Raw genomic sequence first — 14,786 nt, 5'->3', positions numbered from 1 at the left:
CTAACCTCTGGCTCTTTCTAAAAGCACCATCATCAAAAAACTTAAGACAACCAGGGATTCGTCTTCATCCGGAATATCGATGAGTCGGTCGAGCTGAAATCTTCTTCCAATTAAAGAAGGCATTTTCTTCAGTCTGAAAAATTCTTTTCCAGAATTGTCCTTTACAGTGTAAGAAGGATTGAGGAAATATCCTGTAAACATTCCTACAATCGGAATTTCGCCTACAAAGCCATCTAGAACTTTTGTCCACGCATTGTCCTCGTTGATTTGATATTTCTGCTGATCGTTTTCATCCAAAATATTGTACTGTGATTTCCAAAACGAGCGCATTCCTTTTCTTGCAAGGCGGCCAAAGTTTTTTCCGTTCACCAAATCCGTTATCGAAAAAGATGCATTGAAATCAATCCACTGATTCGCTTTGATCCGAAATAATTCCTGCGATTTGCTTTCATCATTGAAAATGATAACGTCATCTTTCAGTTTGAATATTTTCTGTCGTACATAAGCGACATAATTTCCGTTTTTGTCGGTAATATTAAAATCGCTGGAGATCGTGGTAATTTTAAATTTAAAATCGAGAGGATAGTTGAGGTTTTTAAGTATCATTTCATAGTTTGTTCAAAGATATTATTTTAGAATGAATTTTACTATTCTCTAATAAACATTGATCAAATTTACATTCATTAAAAAATTTTGAATATTACCTCTCGAATTCTATCTTTGCTAAATGGATTATCCGAGTAAGGTTTTAGGCAAAGCAGTAGAAGAAATTTCGGGACTTCCCGGAATTGGTAAAAAATCAGCTTTGAGGCTGGCTTTGCATTTATTAAAACAACCCCAAAGTCAGGCGATCGCTTTGGGAGATTCTTTAAAAAAACTCGTCACCGATATTAAATATTGCAAAGACTGCCACAATTTTTCAGATTCAGAAATTTGCGAAATCTGTGCGAATCCAAAAAGGAACGAAGAAATTTTATGCGTCGTTGAAGATGTCCGCGATGTAATGGCGATTGAAAATACCGGAAAGTTTCGGGGAAAATATTTGGTTTTAGGAGGTAAGATTTCGCCCATGGAAGGAATTGGCCCGAATCAGTTAAATATTTCTTCCATTGAAAGAAAATTAGAAAACAAGGAAATCAAAGAACTTATTTTTGCGCTCAGTGCAACAATGGAAGGAGATACCACCGCTTATTATATTTACCGAAAATTTAAAAATTTTGAAGTTAATTTCTCAACAATTGCACGCGGGATTTCTGTAGGTGATGAATTGGAATACGCAGATGAGATCTCTCTCGGACGTTCGATTCAGAATAGATTGCCGTATAATGAAAAGGATTAAATCTAAAAGGAATTTCTTATTTTAGCAATTGGTTAAAAATATAAACATTCAAAAAGCGTGATTTCTGTAATAATTCCAGTTTACAATGCCGAAAAGAGCATCGAAAAATCTTTAATTTCCATAAAAAATCAAACTTGGAAAGGAGAATTTGACATTATACTGGTGAATGATGGTTCTAATGATCAAAGTAAAAATGTCATTGAAACTTACCTGGAAAAAAATCCAGACCAAAATATTATTCTCATAAATCAGGAAAACGGTGGTGTTTCGAAAGCGAGAAATGTTGCGATGAAAATTGCAAAAGGCGAATATATTGCACTTTTAGATTCCGATGATGAATGGCTTCCTGAGAAGACGGAGAATCAAGTGAAATTTTTAGAAAATGAAAATTATAATGTGGATTTCATCACTTCTTTTTGGAACGACGAAAATTTAACGTTTCCTTACAATCTCCTCCCACAAGACAAACTGGTAAAAATCACTTTAAAAAAGTTACTGTTCAAAATCACAGGACAAACATCAACTGCGATTTTTAAAAGGAAAGTTCTTGACAATACGGGATTTTTTGATGAAAATCAGAAATATTCAGAGGATGCAAATTACTGGATGAGAATTTCTGAGAAAAATGAAATGTATCTTTTACCGGAGAAATTGGTAATTGCAGGAGATGGTAAAAAATCATTTGGAATTTCAGGTCTTTCTGCCAATTTAAAAGAAATGGAAAATGGAATTCAGAAAAATATCCTCGAGATGTATCAAACAAATAGAATTAATCTCCCTGAATATCTATTTTATTTTGTAATTTCAAAACTGAAATATGCAGTACGACCGTTAAGAGCGAAATTATGATCGAAAAAATGTTTTGGGGATTGAGAGCACTTTTATACGCGCCATTTTTTGGCAAATTTGGAATGCCTTCTTATTTAGGTAAACCCATTTTTTTAAAGGGAATTCGCAATGTATTTATTGGTAAAAAAGTTCGAATTCTGCCGCATCTCCGAATGGAAACGCAAAATGAAGGAACGATTCATATTCAAGATGATGTCGTGATCTCTCAAAATGTTCACCTTACTTCCGCTGGTAATTTGACTATTGGTAAAGGTTCACTGATTTTAGGTAATGTTTTTATCACCAATATCGACCACGATTATAAAGAAATTGGCGTACCTATTTTAAAGCAAAAAATTTCGGTGAAAGAAACCCAGATTGGCGAAAACTGTTTTATCGGAATGGGTGCCGCGATTATGGCAGGAACCATTTTAGGAAAGCAGTGCGTCGTTGGTGCTAATTCCGTAGTGCGCGGGATTTTCCCTGACTACTGTGTCATTGTTGGTTCTCCCGCAAAAATTGTAAAAAATTATAACCCTGAAACTCAAATTTGGGAAAAAATATCGGAGAAAAATTGAAAAACATATTAATCACAGGAGGAGCTGGTTTTATTGGAAGCAATTTGGCTTTGAAGCTCATCGATAAAGGATATGCTGTGACTGTTCTCGATACTCTTTCGGAACAGATTCATGGCAAAGATCCTGATGAAAATTCACCTTTATTTCTTAGTATCAAAGGGAAAGTAAGATTTATTAAAGGAGACATTACTAATCGAAATGATGTTGAAAAAGCGATTGAAGACCAAGATGCGATCATTCATTTAGCAGCAGAAACAGGAACTGGACAATCGATGTATCAAATAGAAAAGTACAGCCACGTTAATGTTTACGGTAGTTCTTTGATTTTGGATGTTTTGGTGAATAAAAAAAATTCAGTTAAGAAATTCATTCTTGCTTCTTCTCGTGCAGTTTACGGAGAAGGAAAATATGAAAATGTACTTTCAGAAATTTCTTATCCAAGCGAAAGAAATGTTGAATTAATGCAGAAGGGAATTTTTGAAATGACCGACGAAAAAGGGGAGTTTCTAAAACCGCTTCCGACGGACGAAAATTCAAAATTGCATCCAACTTCTTTTTATGGTATTACAAAACTCCAGCAGGAAGAAGTGGTGAAACACGTTTGCAAATCGATCGGAATTAATTTTGTGATCTTACGCTATCAGAACGTTTACGGAGTCGGACAATCACTTTTAAATCCCTATACCGGGATATTATCTATTTTTTCAACCCAGATTTTAAGTGAAAAAAATATTAATATTTTTGAAGACGGATTGCCGACACGAGATTTTATCAATATTGAAGATACGGTAGATGCCACCATCAGGAGTTTGGAATTTGAAACTGTCAATAACAAAATAATCAATGTTGGAACGGGAGTAGCGACTTCTGTCTTGTCTATTGCTGAGCTCCTGAAGAATAAATTTGGACGGGATACTCAAATTAATATTTCCGGGGATTTTCGAATAGGAGATATCCGACATAATTTCGCGGACCTTTCAAACATGAAAAAATACCTAAATTTTGAACCGAAAATTGATCTTAATGAGGGAATTGAAGAGTTTACCAATTGGGTGTTAAAACAACCGATTCAGGAAAATAATTTTGATAAATCCCTTGAGGAAATGAAAGAAAAAGGATTTTTAAAATCATGAATTTAGCTGGTAAAAAAATATTGTTTTTATCTGCCAATTTTTTTGGTTACGAGAAAGCTATTGTCAAAAAGCTTATAGAATACGGCGCAACTGTGGATTTTTATAATGAAAGACCTTCAGATTCTATTATTTCCAAAGGAATTATCCGTGTAAAAAGTAATTTGTACCAAAGAAAAATCGACCATTATTATCAAAAGATATCTAATGAAACAGGAACAAAAAATTATGATTTTTTTCTTTTGATCAAAGGCGAAACGATTCCTTTGTTTTTTCTGGAAAATTTTAGGGAAAGAAACCCAAATGCAAAAATGATATTCTATTCCTACGATAGCGTTAACGAATATCCGAAATTCCATCAATTATATTCTTATTTTGATTTAAATTTTACCTTTGAACCCAAAGATGCACTCAAATATAACCTCCATTTTCGTCCTCTATTTTTTTTAAATGAATATGCTCAATCTGAAAAGTCAGTTCAAAGAAAGCATGATCTTGTTTTTATTGGTAGTGCACATACTGATCGTTATCTAATCGGCCAGAAAGTACGGGAATTGTGTGATGAATTAAAGTTAAGATCTTATTTTTATTATTATGCTCCGGGGAAAACAACTTTCATTTTAAAAAAAATATTTGATAAAAATCTACAGAAATTTGATCGTAAAAAATTGAGTTTTAAAAAATTAAGTCATCAGGAAATCGTTGATATTTATAGAGATTCTTTTGCGGTCTTAGACATTAATAAACCGTTTCAAAATGGTTTGAGTATGCGGACTTTTGAAGCTTTGGCTTCCGGAAAGAAATTATTGACGACCAATTCAGATATTAAAAATTATCCTTTCTACAATTCAGAAAACATTCATATTCTGGAACGAAACGATCTCAAAATTAAGGGTGATTTTTTTCAAACTCCGTTTCAAAAAATAGATTCAGAAATGCTTGAGAGAATGTCGCTTGACAGTTGGATCTCATGTCTGTTTGAGAAACCACAAGATGATTTTTGGGGAGTTTCTCATAAAAAATTCAAATAAGTCAAAAAAAAACGGCTTAGAAAATTTCCAAACCGTTTAGTATTTTAAATTTCTCTTAATTCCCTGCAGGAAGTGGAGTTTTAATAGGAACTGTAGTTGTATTATTTGTTCCAGGTGCAGTTTGAGGAGCCGGAGCTTCTTTCTTCGCTGGAGCTTGCTGTAATCTTGAACTGGGTTTTGCTGTCAAAATAACACTTATAAGAATTAGAACAACAATAATTGCCCCTAAACTCCAGGTTGCTTTTTCCATGAAATCATTTGTTCTCTGAACGCCAAACTGCGCAGAAGATGTTCCGCCAAATGTTCCCGAAAGACCGCCGCCTTTTGGATTTTGTGCCATAACAATAATGATGAGTAAGATACTCGCAATCATGATAAGGATCATGAATAATGTAAATATTGTGTCCATTTTTTATTTCAAAGTTTTCGAAGTGCAAATATAATCATTATTTTTAAATATTTATTACTAAAGTGAGGATCGAAGCATAATAATTCAATATTATTTTAAATCTCTTTTTTATATTCTCCCTTTCTATTTTCACGTGGCTTTTAAGAATTTGAAGTGGAAAATAATTAAGCACGGTTTAACATAAATTTTTTACATTCGTAGTCATGAAAAAATTTTTGGAGAATTCCATAAGTCTCGAATCGCTCACCTCACTATTCAGTCAGGCGCCGGTTGGACTTGCCATTTTAATGGGCGAAAACCATGTTATTGCAAATGCAAATACGCAGGTTTTGGAATATTGGGGAAAAGGCGATAATGTGATTGGTTTGCCTGTTGTCGAAGCCTTGCCAGAGATTGCAGATCAGGAGTTCCCAGGTATTTTGAAAGAAGTTTTCGAAACGGGAAAAACCATTAAAGGGAATAAAGTAAAAGCTTTATTGGAAAAAGATGGCGTGATGTTAACCTATTATTTCGACTTTATTTATTCGCCCATTCGTTTAGATCAAGAAATCACAGGGGTTTCGGTAGTAGCGATCAACGTTACAGATCAGGTTTTGAGCGAGCAGAAATTACGGGAGACCGAATTGCGATTCAAAGAACTGATGGAAATTTCGGATTATTCTGTAGCTCTATTTAAAGGAGAAGATTTGATCATTGAGTTCGCTAATGATCAGATGATCAAAAGTTGGGGGAAAACGCGCGCTGTTGTAGGTCAGAAATTAGAAGAGGCAGTTCCCGAGCTCGAGGGTCAGCCATTTGCTGAGATCCTCCGGAATATTTTTAAAACTGGCGAACCATACAATGCGACAGAGGATAAGGTTGATTTGGTGGTCGACGGTATCTTACAGCAATTTTATTACAGTATTTCTTACCGTCCGCTTCGTAATGCCGACGGAGAAATTGATTCTATTTTAAATATGGGATTAAATGTAACCGAATTGGTGGAGTCCCGCCAAAAAGCGCAAATTGTAGTAAAAGAATACCGCGATCTGGCAGAGGCAATGCCGCAAATTGTCTGGACCACAGATCAAGCTGGAGGTTTAATTTATTTTAATGAGAATATGCTGAAATTTCTCAACATCGAAAAAGATGAAATAGAAAATTTTGATTTTTCGAAAATTGTGCATCCAAAAGATGCTGTTAATGTTAGAAGAGTTTGGCTAGAAGCTATCCGGGATAAAAAAATATTCGAACTGGAAGCACGTTTTCGCGATATTAAAACAGGTGAATATATTTGGTTCATTAACAGAGCAACGCCAGTTTTAGATGAGGAGGGAAATTTGATGCAATGGATTGGAACTAGCACCAATATTAATGATTTCAAAATTCTAGCAGCTCAAAAAGACACTTTTCTAGGAATTGCCAGTCATGAATTAAAAACGCCACTGACTTCCCTTAAATTATATGCACAGGTTTTAGAACGGATGCTGCGGAAAACGGGCGACGAAAAAAACGCAGAATTTGCAAAAAAGATGGATGTGCAGATCATTAAATTAACTTCTCTAATTGGTGATTTATTAGATGTAACAAAAATTAATTCAGGCAAAATTTATTTAAATGAAACTCATTTCGATTTTGAAAAATTAGTCATCGAAACGATTGAGGAACAGCAATTGTCGACTGACTTTACAATTGAAATGCATATCGAAAAATCAGGTACAGTTTTTGCAGACAAGGATCGTGTTAGTCAGGTTATTACCAATTTTATTTCAAATGCTATCAAGTATTCACCGAATACGCAAAAGATAATAGCACGCGTTGAAAGGGTAGAGAATAATATTCAGTTTTCAGTTCAAGATTTTGGTATTGGTATTCCTGAAGACAAAAAAGACAAGGTATTTGAACAATATTACCGAGTGAGTGGCGATGAAGAAACCACTTTTCCGGGGCTAGGTTTGGGATTATTTATTTCTGCTCAAATTGTAGAGCGGTCCAATGGAAAAATCTGGGTGAACAGTATTCCTGAAAAAGGATCATCTTTTTGTTTCTCCTTACCTGTTGCTAATCAGTAAAATGTAAAAAATGGATTCTAAAAAAATATTTATAGTCGATGATGACGTTGCAATTCTGGATTCTTTAGGAACTATTCTCGACTTTGAAGGATTTGAAGTAAATACCTTTCTACGAGGTTCAGAAATTTTTAAGTTAGTAGACTCGGCTTCGAAACCTAATCTGATCCTGTTGGATATGTGGTTATGCGAGGAAGATGGCAGAGAGATCTGTCGGAAATTAAAAGCTAACGAAAACACAAAAAATATTCCGGTCATCATAATGTCTGCAAGCAGAGGATTAGCAGAAACTGCGCTGCAGTCGGGAGCAAATGCTTTTATTGCAAAACCCTTCGAGATCGATGAGATGATGAACAAACTCAATCAACTTACCGCATAAAAAAAGAGACAAACTAATCAGTTTGTCTTTTTTATTAAGTTTTAAACGCGTACAACTTCAAAATTAAAATCGTGCGAAAAATTCAGCTGGAAGTTTGAATTTAATCTAAATCGCAGCTTCTTGGATATTTCTGTGAGGTAAGATTTGTTATCGAAAGATTCGTTTTCAATAAACTTAGAAATTTTGGAATTTTCATTCGTTTTAATTCCGTTTTCATCATACCTCAAAAATTCTAAACCACATTTGGTATGAAGATTCTCAAGAAATTTAAGATCTTCAACAGATAGTATATTTTCTGACATTGTGCTTTTGTTATTATATTATTAATGCAATATTTACAAATATTATGCCCTTTCTTTTAGGTTTTAAGATTAATTTTTGAAAACTTTTTACTTTTCCTCAATGCTTATTTTGGACTTCTTTTCTTTAAATTTTCCGTAAATTTGACACTCAATTTTTTATACGAATGGATTACTTAAAAGGATTAAATGAAGCACAATATGAAGCCGTAACTGCATTGGAAGGACCACTCATGGTTCTTGCAGGAGCTGGTTCGGGGAAAACGCGGGTTCTTACCATGCGAATTGCTCATTTGATCACCAATTTGGTTGATCCTTTTAATATTTTAGCGCTCACCTTTACAAATAAGGCGGCAAAGGAAATGAAAATCCGGATCGCGAAAGTAGTTGGTGACAGTGAAGCGCGAAGTCTCTGGATGGGAACTTTTCACTCTGTTTTTGCGAGAATTTTGAGAAGTGAAGCTCACTTTCTTGGTTTTCCTTCTAATTTTACGATCTATGATTCTCAGGATTCTTTGAATGTCATTAGAAAGGTGTTGAAAGAATTGAACATCGATGCTGATCTTTACAAGCCAAAAAAAGTTCAGGCGAGAATTTCAAACTATAAAAATAATCTGATCACCGTTAAAGCTTATTTCAACAATCCGGAATTGATTGAAGCTGATGAACGTGCAAACATGAAACAGATCGGTTTAATTTACCAAAAATATGTTGATGTTTGTTTCCGAAATGGTGCAATGGATTTTGATGATCTGTTATTAAAAACCAATGAGTTATTAACGAGATTCCCCGAAATTTTGGCGAAATATCAGGATAGATTTAGATATATTTTGGTTGATGAGTACCAGGATACCAATCATTCGCAGTATTTAATTGTAAAAGCTCTGGCTTCCAAATTTGAAAATATTTGCGTTGTTGGTGATGATGCTCAGTCGATCTATTCCTTTCGGGGTGCGAATATTTTGAATATTTTAAACTTTAAAAAAGACTATCCCGACGCAAAAACTGTTTCGCTGGAACAAAATTACCGCTCCACGCAAAACATTGTGAACGCTGCAAATGTGGTCATTTCTAAAAACGTACAGCAGTTCAAAAAAAATGTGTTCAGTGAAAATGAAGAAGGGGAGAAGATCAAAGTCTACCGTTCTCTTTCTGATGCTGATGAAGCGAATTTCGTAGCCTCAAATATTTGGGAGATGCATAATTCTGCGCAGCGAAAATTTACAGACTTTGCCATTTTGTACAGAACGAATTCTCAAACACGGGCTTTTGAAGATGCCTTAAGAAGAAAAAATATTCCCTATCGCGTTTATGGTGGATTATCTTTCTATCAAAGGAAAGAAGTGAAAGATCTTATCGCATATCTTCGACTTCTGGTAAATGAAAATGATAGTGAAGCTTTAACAAGGATCATTAATTATCCCGCTCGTGGAATTGGAGAAACGACTCAAAATAAATTGATCGTTTTTGCAGATTCTCAAAATATTTCGGTGACGCAGGTTTTAGATAATCTAGGATTTTATGCGCCGAGAATGAGTTTAAATAACGGAATTCTTACCAAGCTTTCAGATTTTTGGTCTATGATCAAAGCATTTCAGGTAATGCTGAAAACCGAAAATGTTTACAGCGTTACAATGGAAGTCGCGAAAAGAAGCGGACTCATTAAATTTTTAAAAGACGATCAAACTCCGGAAGGAATTTCACGCGTTGAAAATGTGCAGGAATTAATGAATTCAATGCAGGGATTTCTGGAAGAACAGATTCAGTTGGATGATGGAGATGCATCGCTTTCTAATTTTCTGGAAAATATCGCACTTTCTGCGGATACGCAAACGGATAAAAACGACGACGATACTGATAAAGTTTCCTTGATGACGATTCACCTTTCAAAAGGTTTAGAGTTTCCAATTGTTCATTTGGTTGGTTTGGAAGAAAATTTATTTCCCAGTTTTATGAGTTCTTCAACCAGAGAAGAAGTAGAAGAGGAAAGGCGATTATTTTACGTGGCTTTAACGAGAGCCGAAAAACAGGCTTTTTTCACCTATGCAATTTCGAGATTTCAGTGGGGAAAAATTACTGATGCAGAACCATCGAGATTTTTGAGTGAAGTTGACGCCCAATATTTAGAATTTATCAATCCTGCGATTGAAAGCAGATTTGTAAATCATTCCGGAATTACTTCTAATATATTCGATGATCTACCGAGCGAACCGAGATTTTACAAAAAGAAAGAGGAGAAGAAAACGCTTCAGCGAGATGAACCGATTGCTATACCTCAAAATTTAAAACCTGTTGCTACGGCAAGGATCATTAATCCAAGCGGAAATTCTTCCCAGGATATTGAAGTTGGTGACAAAGTTCGTCACGACCGTTTTGGCGTGGGCGAAGTAATCTTTCTGGATGGTACAGATGCACAGAACATTAAGGCAAAAGTAAAATTTCAGCATGAAGGCGAGAAAAATCTGATTTTGAAGTTCGCCAAACTGACGAAGATTTAAAATTTGATCCTTTCAAATAAAAAAAAGAGCTTTCAATTTGAAAGCTCTACTGGTTATTAGTTTTTGTTAGGTTTTACTTTTTAGGTTTCTCCGCAGTATTTGTGTTCGGTGGTATATTTATTTTTGCTTCTTTTTCTAAAAATTCTTTTCGCTGAATTTTTGCAGAAGCTTCTTTTGCAACTCGCTGTGTTTCTTCAGTTTGTACTTTTGCTTTGTACTGGTCGTAAGGAATTCCATTTACCAAAGGATTGTGTGGATCTTCATTACTCACTATTTGTTCTTTGCTGCTTTTAACTGCATCTTTTTTTTGAGCGTAAATTAAAGTTGTACCAAATAACATTGCGGTGGTGATAATTATTTTTTTCATAATATTTATTTTAAATATTTATTTGTGAATTAAATTAACAGTGAAGTTAGTACCAAGAGGATATAAGTTATTAGTTGGACCACCATGCTGATAAACGCGAATTCTTATTTTTTGACCAGCAGTTAGTTTGATCAGTAGATCGACAAAGGAGTCACCATAGATTTGCCCAATAACTGAATAATTTGAAGTTCCCGTTTTTTGAGAAACATTGTCAACTTGTATTCCGACTGAGGAGTCACCTCCTGCAACCGTATTTGTGTTATAAAAACCAATTTTTGCCGTAATGTAGTAATAACCGGTTATGGGAACGGTATATTCACCGGTAGTAGTATTGTAATTTGCTCCACCTGTTTCTTCAAGTCCAGTCCAGGAATCAATTACCGTAAAAGTTGCTCCATCTGGAATAGCTTGCGTACTTCCACCTAAGCTGCTAAAATGTACATCGGGAGTAATTAAGTCCTGCCAACTGGCGTTTCCACCGGCATCGCTTGTTAGAACTTTACCAGTACCTTCACCATTGTTATTTAATTGGATAGATCCATTTGTAATTAAAGCATATCCTATTCCTGTTGAGGTAAAGTAACCTCCCGATCCTGTCCCTGAAGAATTTCCATACACCCCTATACCTGCAGGAGTCGTTCCGTAAACTCCCCAACCGGACCCATTTTGTGACCCATAAACTCCAATTCCTAAATTTGAAGTTCCATTATTAATTCCCCGTACTGCCGCTGCAAAGGAACCGGGAGAAGTAGAATTGATGACTCCTTTTAGAGCACTGATATTATTATCGATAGAAGTATTAATTCCTTCCAGCGAACTTCCGGCGCCGTTATTTGTTACCTGGAATAGGCTCGATGCATTTGTAGCGGTGCCGGAATACGGCAATGTAAAACCTGAACCTCCACCAGAGTTTTTAGCATACAAGGCATATGGAACGCTCAGGAGTTGAGAAGTTCCCGCAATCGTGTAATTTGTTCCACCGGCAGGATCAGTTTCCGTTTTAATATAATAGGAATCTGCAGACCAGTTAATACCAGCGATTGTTCCGGAGATAACACTTCCTGCTCCAATTTGAATCGAAATCAAACCATTCGAGTTTGTAGTTGGAGTTTGAGATTCTGCATAAACAACTGTTCCTGCACTGGATGTCTTAAGAATGCTGATTTTTACGCCAACCATAGTATTGGTAATTAAAGCATTTGAAGCATTTCTAATGACTGCCTGATAAGAAAGCTTTTCCGGTGCCTGCGCAGAGATGATGACGCAGAAGAGCAATGCGAAAATTTGTATTGATTTTTTCATGATTATCTGTTTTTGATTATTTTAAAGGTTTTCACGTTTTTTCCAGCACTGGAGATGGAGAGCATATACAATCCAGAGGTAAGGCTGGAAGTATTGATGTCGGTTTTTAAATTTTTTAATTCTCCCTGATTGATCATTCGCCCAGTTCCATCAAATAACTGATAGCGGGAATTTTCTAATTTTTCAGTATTAAAGTCGATGGTTAAAAAATCTTTTACAGGATTCGGATAAACAGAGATTTTACTTTGAACAGCATTTTCGTTTGTTGCCAGAGTGAAGATTTCATAGGGTTGTTGCACTCCGGGATTCACTTTTCCCGTAGCACTTGCTTGTGGTTCATAAAAAGTTTGTCCCACAGAATAAGAGACTGAACCTGTTCCTGACTGTGCATTATTCCCCGCGGAAAGTGTTGCCTGCTGTGCTTGGGAAAATCCGCAATTACCCAAAATGAAGAGCAATAGTAATTTTGAAGTGAAGTAGAAATTTTTCATTGTTTTAGAGTTTTTAGTTTTGAAATATTTAATACTGTAAAATTTCATTATTTTATCAAACGCAACAATACCTAATAGACGAACGACCATTATAATCGACGAATGTTAATTCTGAAATCTATTTATTAACTTGAGATCATTATTGCATGACTTTATTAAAAACAGATCGTATTTAAAAATGAAGATTAGAATTGAGATTTTGAAGTAAAAATTGAACATGTTAATACCTCAACATTTAAAACAGGTTTCAAACATTGAAAATTATTAGTACAAAGGAAAAGTCCCTACCTGAGTTTTTAGGTAGTTGCGTAAGTTGAGATATTTTTATAACAGAAGATCTCTGTCTGAGTGGAAATGAGATGCAGAAATGAGAAGCGAAAGTTAAATTTCACCTCGAAAACGAAAATAATCTGATTTTAAAGTTCGCGAAAATCAATAAGATTTAATTGATCACTGCATTGATTTTTTGCCAGAGGACATCATCAAAATCGGAAAGAGCAAAGTTGGTATTATCCGCCGAATTCCCCATTCGCACGATCACCAGATTTCTGCTCGGAACTACATAGATTTTTTGATCATTTTTTCCCAAAGCACAATACATATCTTTTGGCGCATTCGGAATAATGGAACCCGAAATTTGAACCTGCGTTTGCGCAAGATGATAACTGGATTTTCCGTTAAGCCACCACAAGTAACCGTAAGAATGATTGATATTTTGTGAAGTATTGGTTGCGTCGTGAAAGTAAGTTGGATTTAGGATTTGAGTTCCATTCCAATTGCCATTATTTAAAGCGAGCAAGCCAAATCGGGCCATACTTCTTGCGGTACTCCAAAAAACGATATTATTGTTTGAAGGAATCCAAGCTCCGGTCATGCCAATTTTATCTTTTAACCGAGTATTGAAATAGTCTTCCCAGGTTTTTCCTGTTGCCTGAGAAATGACATCCTGTAGTTTTACATATACATTGTGATAAGCCCATCTTGTTCCTGCATCAGCTTTGTAATGTAGGTTTGCGGGGGAAACATCATCTCCCAGATCATCATCTAAACCAGAAGTCATTGTTAACAAATTTCTACACGTGATCAGATTTTCTTTGGCTAAAGTTTCGCTTGTCCAACCGGTTCCGATATATGTTGAAACCTTATTATTAATGTTGATGAAACCTTCCTGCGCTGCAATTCCTGTGACCACTGAAGTTAGTGTTTTTCCCGCACTTGCCCAGTACCATGGAGAAGTAGCGGAGTGTCCATCGAAATAATTTTCCATAACGATCTTCCCATTTTGCAAAATTATAAAACTTTTGGTATGCTTCAGTTCAAGGTAATCCAGTAGATCCTGAACTTTTGACGTATTCCATCCCAAACTGGAAATCGGGTTTGTTTCCCATTCAGTAGTATTGATAGGCGGAAAGTACATTTTTTCTACTAGAGGAATTTCGGGTGTTGGGGAAATTCGATCTGAACTGCATGCTGTTACTAAGATCAGCAAGATAAATAACGAATACTTTTTGATTTTCATGGTTTAAATTTTCAAGGTTATCATTATGATTTCAAAAAAAAGAATTTGTTAAATGGGTCAAGAATAATTTATTCATCTTTAAGAAAAGAATTTAATTATGAAAAAAGGGATTTTCACTGGTGAAAACCCCTTTGGTTATTAGTTTGTTTTTATTTCGAAAATTATTTTAGTTTTTCAACTTTCTGGTCTGCCGACTCATTTTGATTTTCAGTCTTGAACTTTTAAAATAAGGTCAAAACACATTAAATCAACTTGCGAATTACTTTTTGGTTTTTTCATTATTATTCAGATTTGGATTTGGCGGCAGATTGATTTTGGCTTGCCGATTTAATTCTTCTTTCATCTGATTTTTTGCCTCTGCTTCCTTCGCAGCGCGCTGTTTTTCTTCAGCTTGCACTTGAGTTTTGTACTGATCATAAGGTATCCCATTTACCAGAGGATTATGCGGATTTTCTGTGCTAATTACTTGTTCTCTACTGCTTCTGGGAGCATCTTTTTGTTGAGCATAAATCATAGAAGTTCCAAATAGGAATGCTGTAGTGATGATTATTTTTATCATGATGTCTTT

Annotated in this window: 16 protein-coding genes; 8 read left to right on the top strand and 8 right to left on the bottom strand. The window is 35.2% G+C overall.

The annotated features are described in order from the left end of the window. Positions 1–606 carry an LURP-one-related/scramblase family protein gene (locus IV494_RS05285; RefSeq protein WP_196079097.1) on the bottom strand — a complete coding sequence of 202 codons (606 nt, stop codon included), beginning with the start codon at positions 604–606 and terminating at the stop codon, positions 1–3. Positions 607–727: 121 nt separating this feature from the next. Here IV494_RS05285 and recR point away from each other — a divergent pair, with 121 nt between their 5' ends. Genes recR through IV494_RS05260 form a run of 5 tightly spaced genes read left to right on the top strand, consistent with a single transcriptional unit; the run spans position 728 to position 4,906 of the window. After that, positions 728–1,339, top strand: a complete 612-nt coding sequence (gene recR / locus IV494_RS05280) for a recombination mediator RecR (protein WP_196079096.1) — start codon at positions 728–730, stop codon at positions 1,337–1,339. Positions 1,340–1,396: 57 nt separating this feature from the next. Then, positions 1,397–2,188: a glycosyltransferase family 2 protein gene (locus IV494_RS05275; protein WP_196079095.1), complete on the top strand. Its 792-nt coding sequence runs from the start codon at positions 1,397–1,399 to the stop codon at positions 2,186–2,188. Then, positions 2,185–2,745, top strand: coding sequence for an acyltransferase (locus IV494_RS05270; protein ID WP_196079094.1), 561 nt, complete (start codon positions 2,185–2,187; stop codon positions 2,743–2,745). The genes IV494_RS05275 and IV494_RS05270 overlap by 4 nt, the downstream gene beginning before the upstream one ends. Continuing rightward, positions 2,742–3,878, top strand: a complete 1,137-nt coding sequence (locus tag IV494_RS05265; protein ID WP_196079093.1) for an NAD-dependent epimerase/dehydratase family protein — start codon at positions 2,742–2,744, stop codon at positions 3,876–3,878. The genes IV494_RS05270 and IV494_RS05265 overlap by 4 nt, the downstream gene beginning before the upstream one ends. Then, a complete protein-coding gene (locus IV494_RS05260; protein WP_196079092.1) occupies positions 3,875–4,906 on the top strand; it encodes a CgeB family protein in 1,032 nt (343 codons plus the stop codon). The genes IV494_RS05265 and IV494_RS05260 overlap by 4 nt, the downstream gene beginning before the upstream one ends. Positions 4,907–4,961: 55 nt before the next feature. On the opposite strand, the gene secG is transcribed toward IV494_RS05260, so the two are convergent. Then, positions 4,962–5,315 (bottom strand): preprotein translocase subunit SecG, encoded by a 354-nt coding sequence (gene secG / locus IV494_RS05255; RefSeq protein ID WP_196079091.1) that lies wholly within the window; start codon positions 5,313–5,315, stop codon positions 4,962–4,964. Positions 5,316–5,518: 203 nt separating this feature from the next. Between secG and IV494_RS05250 the strand changes: the two genes are divergently transcribed. Together IV494_RS05250 and IV494_RS05245 are read left to right on the top strand one after the other, a co-directional pair. Continuing rightward, the gene (locus tag IV494_RS05250; protein ID WP_196079090.1) at positions 5,519–7,366 is read left to right on the top strand and encodes a sensor histidine kinase; all 1,848 of its coding nucleotides are present in this window, start codon (positions 5,519–5,521) and stop codon (positions 7,364–7,366) included. A gap of 10 nt (positions 7,367–7,376) precedes the next feature. After that, positions 7,377–7,742: a response regulator gene (locus IV494_RS05245; RefSeq protein WP_196079089.1), complete on the top strand. Its 366-nt coding sequence runs from the start codon at positions 7,377–7,379 to the stop codon at positions 7,740–7,742. A gap of 41 nt (positions 7,743–7,783) precedes the next feature. Here IV494_RS05245 and IV494_RS05240 read toward each other — a convergent pair whose 3' ends face one another. After that, the gene (locus IV494_RS05240) at positions 7,784–8,044 is read right to left on the bottom strand and encodes a hypothetical protein (protein ID WP_196079088.1); all 261 of its coding nucleotides are present in this window, start codon (positions 8,042–8,044) and stop codon (positions 7,784–7,786) included. A gap of 164 nt (positions 8,045–8,208) precedes the next feature. Between IV494_RS05240 and IV494_RS05235 the strand changes: the two genes are divergently transcribed. Next, positions 8,209–10,539, top strand: a complete 2,331-nt coding sequence (locus IV494_RS05235; protein WP_196079087.1) for an ATP-dependent helicase — start codon at positions 8,209–8,211, stop codon at positions 10,537–10,539. A gap of 73 nt (positions 10,540–10,612) precedes the next feature. Here IV494_RS05235 and IV494_RS05230 read toward each other — a convergent pair whose 3' ends face one another. The 5 genes from IV494_RS05230 to IV494_RS05210 form a co-directional block, all read right to left on the bottom strand. Continuing rightward, positions 10,613–10,906, bottom strand: coding sequence for a hypothetical protein (locus IV494_RS05230; RefSeq protein ID WP_196079086.1), 294 nt, complete (start codon positions 10,904–10,906; stop codon positions 10,613–10,615). A gap of 18 nt (positions 10,907–10,924) precedes the next feature. After that, complete coding sequence (locus tag IV494_RS05225; RefSeq protein WP_196079085.1) at positions 10,925–12,208, bottom strand: complement C1q domain-containing protein; 1,284 nt, start codon at positions 12,206–12,208, stop codon at positions 10,925–10,927. 2 nt (positions 12,209–12,210) lie between these two features. Beyond that, positions 12,211–12,699 (bottom strand): T9SS type A sorting domain-containing protein, encoded by a 489-nt coding sequence (locus IV494_RS05220; protein WP_196079084.1) that lies wholly within the window; start codon positions 12,697–12,699, stop codon positions 12,211–12,213. Positions 12,700–13,141: 442 nt separating this feature from the next. Then, entirely contained in the window at positions 13,142–14,218 is a 1,077-nt protein-coding gene (locus IV494_RS05215) for a serine hydrolase domain-containing protein (protein ID WP_196079083.1), read from the bottom strand. A 259-nt stretch (positions 14,219–14,477) separates the two neighbouring features. Beyond that, a complete protein-coding gene (locus IV494_RS05210; RefSeq protein ID WP_196079082.1) occupies positions 14,478–14,777 on the bottom strand; it encodes a hypothetical protein in 300 nt (99 codons plus the stop codon). Positions 14,778–14,786 lie beyond the last annotated feature (9 nt).

Source organism: Kaistella gelatinilytica (genome assembly GCF_015679325.1).
Lineage (GTDB): Bacteria > Bacteroidota > Bacteroidia > Flavobacteriales > Weeksellaceae > Kaistella > Kaistella gelatinilytica.
This window is presented reverse-complemented; position numbering and strand designations above follow the sequence as displayed.

Bases quoted from the DNA above. Each gene is read 5' to 3' on its own strand.
- IV494_RS05285 (WP_196079097.1), bottom strand. From the start codon at position 606: ATGATACTTAAAAACCTCAACTATCCTCTCGATTTTAAATTTAAAATT.
- recR (WP_196079096.1), top strand. From the start codon at position 728: ATGGATTATCCGAGTAAGGTTTTAGGCAAAGCAGTAGAAGAAATTTCG.
- IV494_RS05270 (WP_196079094.1), top strand. From the start codon at position 2,185: ATGATCGAAAAAATGTTTTGGGGATTGAGAGCACTTTTATACGCGCCA.
- IV494_RS05260 (WP_196079092.1), top strand. From the start codon at position 3,875: ATGAATTTAGCTGGTAAAAAAATATTGTTTTTATCTGCCAATTTTTTT.
- secG (WP_196079091.1), bottom strand. From the start codon at position 5,315: ATGGACACAATATTTACATTATTCATGATCCTTATCATGATTGCGAGT.
- IV494_RS05250 (WP_196079090.1), top strand. From the start codon at position 5,519: ATGAAAAAATTTTTGGAGAATTCCATAAGTCTCGAATCGCTCACCTCA.
- IV494_RS05245 (WP_196079089.1), top strand. From the start codon at position 7,377: ATGGATTCTAAAAAAATATTTATAGTCGATGATGACGTTGCAATTCTG.
- IV494_RS05240 (WP_196079088.1), bottom strand. From the start codon at position 8,044: ATGTCAGAAAATATACTATCTGTTGAAGATCTTAAATTTCTTGAGAAT.
- IV494_RS05235 (WP_196079087.1), top strand. From the start codon at position 8,209: ATGGATTACTTAAAAGGATTAAATGAAGCACAATATGAAGCCGTAACT.
- IV494_RS05230 (WP_196079086.1), bottom strand. From the start codon at position 10,906: ATGAAAAAAATAATTATCACCACCGCAATGTTATTTGGTACAACTTTA.
- IV494_RS05225 (WP_196079085.1), bottom strand. From the start codon at position 12,208: ATGAAAAAATCAATACAAATTTTCGCATTGCTCTTCTGCGTCATCATC.
- IV494_RS05220 (WP_196079084.1), bottom strand. From the start codon at position 12,699: ATGAAAAATTTCTACTTCACTTCAAAATTACTATTGCTCTTCATTTTG.
- IV494_RS05215 (WP_196079083.1), bottom strand. From the start codon at position 14,218: ATGAAAATCAAAAAGTATTCGTTATTTATCTTGCTGATCTTAGTAACA.
- IV494_RS05210 (WP_196079082.1), bottom strand. From the start codon at position 14,777: ATGATAAAAATAATCATCACTACAGCATTCCTATTTGGAACTTCTATG.